Raw genomic sequence first — 6,213 nt, 5'->3', positions numbered from 1 at the left:
TACAGCGATGGTCTGGCGCTCTTGGTAGTCCAGCTGTTTGTATTCTTGCTTCAGTTTCATGAACACACCTTATTGAAGTTTCAATCGGTGTGTTGCACTTCACTTTTGAGCGGGCCGACTCTAGAGACCTAAAACACTTAAAACTCCCATGCGCCGTGCCGACCGCCTGTTCCAAATTGTCCAGCTCATCCGGGGCCGCCGCCTCACCACGGCGGCCTTTCTGGCGCAGCGGCTGGAGGTGTCGGAGCGCACCGTTTACCGCGACGTTGCCGACCTGCAGCACCAGGGCGTGCCCATTGAAGGGGAGGCCGGTATGGGCTACCGACTGGGCCAGGGCTTTGACTTGCCGCCGCTGATGTTTACTGTGGACGAGGCGCGTGCGCTGGTGGCTTCGGTGCGCATGGCCCAGGTCTGGCAGGACCCGGTGCTGGCGCAAAACTCGCAGGTGGCGCTGGGCAAAATTTTGTCGGTGCTGCCGGTGGCGGCGCGGGTGGCGGCGCAAAGCATGGCGGTGTACGCGCCGCCCATGGGGCTGGAGCCGGCCGTGCAGGCCACGCTGCAAACCCTGCGCGAGGCCGCCCAGGCCCACTGCAAGGTGCGGGTGGACTACCGCGATGTGAATGACCAGCCCAGCCAGCGCACCCTGCGCCCGCTGGGCTGTTTTTATTGGGGCAAGGTCTGGACGCTGGTGGCCTGGTGCGAGGCCCGGCAGGACTTCCGCAGCTTCCGGCTGGACCGGATGGTGCGGCTGGAATTGTTACAAAGTGCAGCGGGGCGTTTTGCCGACGAACCCGGAAAAACCTTGGCCGACTACCTGCGCCTGGTCGCCCCGCCAGAGGCAATGACCCGCTTGCAAGACGGCTGCGCCTGAGGGCGGGACACACCAGGGCTTTGCAAACCGGAACAATTTGGCGTGGCGCCGCCTGGGCTTTGCGCGTAAATTGGGACAGGCTCCCAAAAGTTTGCCCCCCCCCACCCTTTGTATTGCGCCCGAGGTCGATGTATGTCTGATGTTTCCCTGGTCCACCGTCTGCTGCAGCGCTGGCCTGCCAAAACACCGCCCCACCCCCTGCAAGCCGTGCTGGAGCAGGGTGCGCTGGAGACGCTGTACCAACCCATCATTGCGCTGCAAAGCGGCGCCATCGATGGCCACGAAGCCTTGGTGCGCGGCCAGAAGGACAGTGAGATGGAGTCGCCCCAGGCGCTGCTGGACGCAGCCCAGCTGGCGCAAATGCAGATCGAGCTGGAGCTGGCCTGCGTGGGCCGCGCACTACAGGGCTGGGGCTACCCGCACACGGGCGGTCGCATCTACCTCAATCTCAGCGCACACACCCTGGTAGCCCTGAGCGAACCCAAACCCTTTCAGCGCCTGGAGGGGCTGTTTCTGGCCCACCGCGTGCCCTGCAAGCGGGTGGTGGTGGAGGTGACCCAGCACCGCAAACTCAAGGAAATGGATGCGCTGGAGCGCTGCACCACCGCTTTGCAAGCCTTGGGTTGCGCCATTGCGCTGGACGATGTGAAAGCCTCGCAACGCAGCCTGGATTTGTGGCTGCGCCTCAAACCTTCGGTGGTGAAGCTGGACAGCCGCATGACCATGGACCTGCAACAAGACCCGGCCAAAGCCAAGGTGCTGCGTACCCTCTCCAATCTGGCCTTTAAAACCGGCGCCAGCCTGGTGGCCAAGGCGGTGGAAGATGCCGAGGACCTGCGTATCGTGCGTGACGCGGGCGTGCACCTGGCGCAAGGGCATTTTCTGGGCTTTCCGGCACCGGCGGTGGTGGACACGCTGAACCTGCGTGCCCGCAACGTGCTGGCCGAAAAATGGACCCCACCCGAGCCACCATCGCGTCCGGCTGAATTGTCGACCGCCGACTCGGGCCTGCAGAAGCTGGTGGGCCCGCGCTGGTTCGACTGAAGGGCGTGGGGTTTACAGAAACCGAGCAGGAATGGCGCTGTAGAACGGGTACATGGGGAAGTAGGGCTTGGCCTCCGCCAGCACGCGCTGCACCGAAGGCCGGTCCATCAGCCTGTCGAAATAGGCACGCAGATGCACCAACTCTGCCGGCAACGGCGCCAGCGTGTGGGCGTAAAACAGCGCCGGGGCTGCTGCGCAGTCGGCCATGCTGAAGGTGTCACCCGCCGCCCAGGACCGCGTGGCTACCTGGGTGTCGATCAGGCCATAGGCGGTCTGGATCGTAGCCCGCAGCCCGCTCACATCGCCCTGCGTGCCGCGCAGGTGGTCCAGCACAATGTCCTGCATCGGCTCGTGCACATAACTGTCCATGATGCGGTCCCACAGGCGCACCTGCAGCGCGTCGTTGGCATCGCGGGGAATCAGTGGGGGCCGGGCCGCCGCGAACGGGTCCAGGTACTCGATGATGATGGACGATTCCGGCACCGTGCGCTGCCGTTCGTGGTCGCGCAGCAGCGGGAACTTGCAGAAGGGCCACAGGGCGCCCAGTTCGGCGCGGTCCGCTTCTGCACCCAGGTCGATGGTGCGGGGTTCAAACGCAATGTCGTGTTCGTACAGGGCGACCAGAACCTTGTGGCAATACGAGGCCAGGGGGTGGTAATACAGCGTCAGTGACATGGGGGCTCCTGGGCGAAAAGGTCAGGCCGTTTGCAAAAGCGACAGGTAGTCTTCCAGCACATCGATGTTGCCGCTCCAGCCCTGGCGCATGCTGTCGTGGCTGGCGGCAAACAGGGCTTCTTCTTCCGCGCTGGCTTCGTGTGGTGCCCACACCAAGGTCATCAGCGTGCCGCCGTCCTGCTCGGTCAAGGTGGTGGTGGAGTGGGTGTACATGGGCCAGCCCGCCGCCCAGGGGTTGCGCGTGGCGCCGCCCTGCGGGTCGGAGAAACACTGGACCAGCACCAGTTTCTCGGGCGCCTGCAGCTCCAAAAATAGCCACTTGCCCCACAACTCCATGCCGCCTTCCACGGTCATGGCGTAGTGGTAGCTGCCGCCCGCGCGAAAGTCCAGCTGGCTGTGTGTCACCGTGCTGCCCTTGGGGCCCAGCCCGTGCTGCAGGTGCGTGGGCGACGAATACACGTCCCACACCAGTTGACGCGGGGCTTTGAGCAGGCGGGAAATGGTGAATGGGACGTGGTGCATGGCGTTTTCTCCTGGGTTGCTGGTTCAAAGGGCCGTGTCAAGCGGTCGGGCGTTTGCTGTCGGGCGTGGTGCCTTGGATATGGCGCTGGTTGTTGCAAAAGTCGTGGCTGATGGCCAGGTTCTCCAGGTGGCTGCTGCCACCCTCGCTGCGCGGGAGGATGTGCTCCAGTGTGGCGTCGGCGTGGGCGACGTGCTCGCCGCAGATCCAGCAGGGCACCACGCCATGCAACTGGCGCGCCACGGTGCGATACATCTTTTCACGGGTGAGGGACAGGGCGGTCATGGGGCGGCGGAAGTAAGGGGAATGCAGTGGAGCGTGGCAGACCCCACATCCTAATTGTTCAGCGGTGGACGGTTCGGTTTGCGGCAGCCCGGCGGCTCGGTTGCAATGCGCGCATGTCTTTGCACCACACCTTGCGCACCTGGTGGCACCGCCGCCGTGCCGCACCGCCCGCCCGTGTCATGCCCCTCTTGGCGGGGCGTTCGCTGCGCGCCGTGTTCCAGCCGCTGGTGGATGTGCGCAGCGGTGTCATCGTCGGGCATGAGGCACTGGCCCGTGCCCCCCTGACCCTGCCCGACCTCACTGTGGAGCGCATGCTGCAGGCCGCGCAGGAGGAGCGTTGCCAGAAGAACTTTGAGCTGGCCTGCGCCGAACAGGCCTTTGAGCTCTGGGTGGCCCAGGGGCCGCGTGGCCAGCTGTTTGTGAACCTGAGCGCGGCCACGCTGATCCAGTTGCACGTTTCGGACCTGGGCGGCCTGCTGCTGGAGCGCATGCGCAAACACGCGGTACCCGCGCGCCGTGTGGGGCTGGACGTGACCGACTATGGCCTGTTGCCCGACCTGGACCTATTGGTGGCGGCCCTCAAGCCGCTGCGCGCGGCCGGGGTGATGGTGGCGCTGGACGACTTCAAGCCCTCGGACCGCGGCATGCAAGCCTGGGCCAAGGTGTTGCCCAATGTGGTGAAGCTGGCCCCGCGCTGGACCCACAACCTGGCCGCCGAGCCCCAGCAAGCCAAGACGGTCGAGAGCCTGGTGCGCCTGACGCGCAAGCACGATAGCTTGCTGGTGGCCAAGGCCGTGGAGTCCGAGGACACGTTGCGCGCGGTGGCCCGCCTGGGAATCAACTGGGCACAAGGCTATTTTTTGGGCAGCCCAGACAGCACGCCTTGCAGCCAGCTTAATCTGCGCGCACGCCAGGTGCTCAGCAGCGTGGTTTGAGCGGCCCGGTGCGTCGCATGGACTGGGTTGGTGTGTCGGTACGCGGCGGGTTTTGTTTTCCATCTTGTGCATGGAATGAATTGTATGTATGATACGCATCATGCGAAAAGCACAAGCCAATATCCGAACCGCGGCCAAAGAGGCGTCCCACGAACGCATCGTGGATGCCGCTGCACGGGCCATCCGGCGCAGTGGGTACGACGGCACGGGCGTGGCGGACATCATGAAAGAGGCCGGCCTCACGCATGGCGCGTTCTACGCCCATTTCGCGTCCCGCGAAGCCATGTTGGCCGAGGCGGCGGACCGTGCGGGTGCTGAATCCAATGCGCTGGCCGCGCGTGTCATTGCCGCCGTCCCACCAGAGCAGTCCCTGCAGGCGCTGATCCAGGTTTATCTTTCCAAAGAGCATCTCGCAGGCATTGAGACGGGGTGCCCCATTTCCGCCCTGGGTTCTGAAATGCCACGCCAGTCGCCCGAAGTGCGCCGGGCCGCCACGCTGCGCATCAAAGAGATGGTGGATCTGGTCGCCCGTCAGTTTCCCGATTGGGGGCAGCCCGGTGCGCACGAGCGCGCGCTGGTGACCGTGGCCACAATGGTGGGCACCTTGATGCTGGCCCGCGCGGTGGATGATGCGGCCTTGTCTGACGCGCTTTGCAGCGCGACGTTGAAGAGCCTGTCCCCTTCCGGGGACTAAGCCCTTGGCCGGCTTTTTTTTGGTTCAAAAATATGACGATCGTCATGCCAAATGTTCTTGCACTCCAGGCCACTGCGCCCCCACCACTGACCGTTTGAAAAGAGGACAGCCATGAAAGCATTCACTGTTGATCGTTATGGAAAAAAAGAGAGCTTGCGGGCCACCGAGGTGCCAGAGCCGGTGCTACGCGAGGACGAGGTCCTGATAGAGGTGCATGCCACGGGCGTCAATCTGCTGGACTCCAAAATTCGCAGCGGAGAGTTCAAGCTCATCCTCCCGTACCGCACGCCCTTTGTGCTGGGGCACGACGTCGCCGGGGTGGTGGTGCGCGTCGGCGCGCGTGTGCGGCAATTCAAACCCGGAGACGAGGTCTACTCCCGGCCCGATGACTTCCGGATCGGCACGTTTGCAGAGTTTGTCGCTGTCAAAGAAGACTCGGTGGCACTCAAGCCGCGCAACCTCAGCATGGAAGAAGCCGCCTCCATTCCGCTGGTGGGTTTGACGGCGTGGCAGGCCCTGGTTGAGAAGGCCCAGCTGAAAAAGGGGCAAAAGGTTTTCATTCAGGCCGGTTCCGGCGGCGTGGGCACGTTTGCTATCCAATTGGCCAAACACTTGGGTGCAACGGTGGCCACAACCACCAGCACAGGCAATGTGGCGTGGGTAAAAGGCCTGGGTGCCGATGTCGTGGTCGATTACAAAAAAGAGGCGTTTGAAAAAGCCTTGAGCGGCTACGACGTGGTGCTGAACAGCCAGGACGGCAAGACGCTGGAAAAGTCGCTGGGTGTGTTGCAAGCCGGTGGGCAGCTGATTTCCATCTCTGGCCCTCCTGACCTTGTTTTTGCAGAAAAGATCAACGCGCCATGGGTGGTGAAGCAGGTCATGCGCGCCCTGAGCTTTGGCACCCGAAGAAAAGCCAAGCAACTCAACGTCGGCTACGCCTTCCTCTTTATGCAAGCCAGTGGCAGCCAGTTGCGGCAAATCACCCCGCTGATCGAATCAGGCGCCATTCGCCCGGTCATCGACAAAGTCTTCCCGTTTGAGGCCATCAACGAGGCCTTGGCCTACGTCGAAAGCGGACGTGCCAAAGGCAAGGTGGTGATCAAGGTTCGTTGAGTCGTCGGCATCGCTTATTGGTTTTAGGTGTGTCTTTTTGTATGACGTTCGTCATATGGTGTTTCTATTTAACCCT

Annotated in this window: 8 protein-coding genes; 5 read left to right on the top strand and 3 right to left on the bottom strand. The window is 63.2% G+C overall.

All coding sequences use genetic code 11. The features are described from left to right. Positions 1-148 precede the first annotated feature (148 nt). Positions 149-871, top strand: a complete 723-nt coding sequence (locus AC097A_RS19155) for a helix-turn-helix transcriptional regulator (protein WP_479622069.1) — start codon at positions 149-151, stop codon at positions 869-871. Between the two features lie 132 nt (positions 872-1,003). Beyond that, positions 1,004-1,915, top strand: a complete 912-nt coding sequence (locus tag AC097A_RS19150; protein ID WP_315480674.1) for an EAL domain-containing protein — start codon at positions 1,004-1,006, stop codon at positions 1,913-1,915. 12 nt (positions 1,916-1,927) lie between these two features. Here AC097A_RS19150 and AC097A_RS19145 read toward each other — a convergent pair whose 3' ends face one another. The 3 genes from AC097A_RS19145 to AC097A_RS19135 are packed head-to-tail and all read right to left on the bottom strand — an operon-like array spanning position 1,928 to position 3,395. After that, positions 1,928-2,590, bottom strand: coding sequence for a glutathione S-transferase family protein (locus tag AC097A_RS19145; RefSeq protein ID WP_105261560.1), 663 nt, complete (start codon positions 2,588-2,590; stop codon positions 1,928-1,930). Positions 2,591-2,611: 21 nt separating this feature from the next. After that, entirely contained in the window at positions 2,612-3,112 is a 501-nt protein-coding gene (locus AC097A_RS19140; RefSeq protein WP_479622068.1) for an SRPBCC family protein, read from the bottom strand. A gap of 37 nt (positions 3,113-3,149) precedes the next feature. Continuing rightward, positions 3,150-3,395 carry an HNH endonuclease gene (locus AC097A_RS19135; RefSeq protein WP_105261558.1) on the bottom strand — a complete coding sequence of 82 codons (246 nt, stop codon included), beginning with the start codon at positions 3,393-3,395 and terminating at the stop codon, positions 3,150-3,152. A 113-nt stretch (positions 3,396-3,508) separates the two neighbouring features. Between AC097A_RS19135 and AC097A_RS19130 the strand changes: the two genes are divergently transcribed. From AC097A_RS19130 to AC097A_RS19120, 3 genes are all read left to right on the top strand, one after another. Beyond that, positions 3,509-4,330, top strand: coding sequence for an EAL domain-containing protein (locus tag AC097A_RS19130; RefSeq protein ID WP_479622067.1), 822 nt, complete (start codon positions 3,509-3,511; stop codon positions 4,328-4,330). A gap of 88 nt (positions 4,331-4,418) precedes the next feature. After that, complete coding sequence (locus AC097A_RS19125) at positions 4,419-5,024, top strand: TetR/AcrR family transcriptional regulator (RefSeq protein ID WP_479622066.1); 606 nt, start codon at positions 4,419-4,421, stop codon at positions 5,022-5,024. A 111-nt stretch (positions 5,025-5,135) separates the two neighbouring features. Further along, positions 5,136-6,137, top strand: a complete 1,002-nt coding sequence (locus AC097A_RS19120; RefSeq protein ID WP_479622065.1) for an NADP-dependent oxidoreductase — start codon at positions 5,136-5,138, stop codon at positions 6,135-6,137. The last annotated feature ends 76 nt before the right edge of the window (positions 6,138-6,213 follow it).

It is taken from the genome of Rhodoferax sp. XS2R6 (genome assembly GCF_056521365.1).
This window is presented reverse-complemented; position numbering and strand designations above follow the sequence as displayed.

Excerpts from the sequence above, each read along its gene's own strand:
- AC097A_RS19145 (WP_105261560.1), bottom strand. The coding sequence starts at position 2,590 with ATGTCACTGACGCTGTATTACCACCCCCTGGCCTCGTATTGCCACAAG.
- AC097A_RS19140 (WP_479622068.1), bottom strand. The coding sequence starts at position 3,112 with ATGCACCACGTCCCATTCACCATTTCCCGCCTGCTCAAAGCCCCGCGT.
- AC097A_RS19150 (WP_315480674.1), top strand. The coding sequence starts at position 1,004 with ATGTCTGATGTTTCCCTGGTCCACCGTCTGCTGCAGCGCTGGCCTGCC.
- AC097A_RS19130 (WP_479622067.1), top strand. The coding sequence starts at position 3,509 with ATGTCTTTGCACCACACCTTGCGCACCTGGTGGCACCGCCGCCGTGCC.
- AC097A_RS19125 (WP_479622066.1), top strand. The coding sequence starts at position 4,419 with ATGATACGCATCATGCGAAAAGCACAAGCCAATATCCGAACCGCGGCC.
- AC097A_RS19155 (WP_479622069.1), top strand. The coding sequence starts at position 149 with ATGCGCCGTGCCGACCGCCTGTTCCAAATTGTCCAGCTCATCCGGGGC.
- AC097A_RS19120 (WP_479622065.1), top strand. The coding sequence starts at position 5,136 with ATGAAAGCATTCACTGTTGATCGTTATGGAAAAAAAGAGAGCTTGCGG.
- AC097A_RS19135 (WP_105261558.1), bottom strand. The coding sequence starts at position 3,395 with ATGACCGCCCTGTCCCTCACCCGTGAAAAGATGTATCGCACCGTGGCG.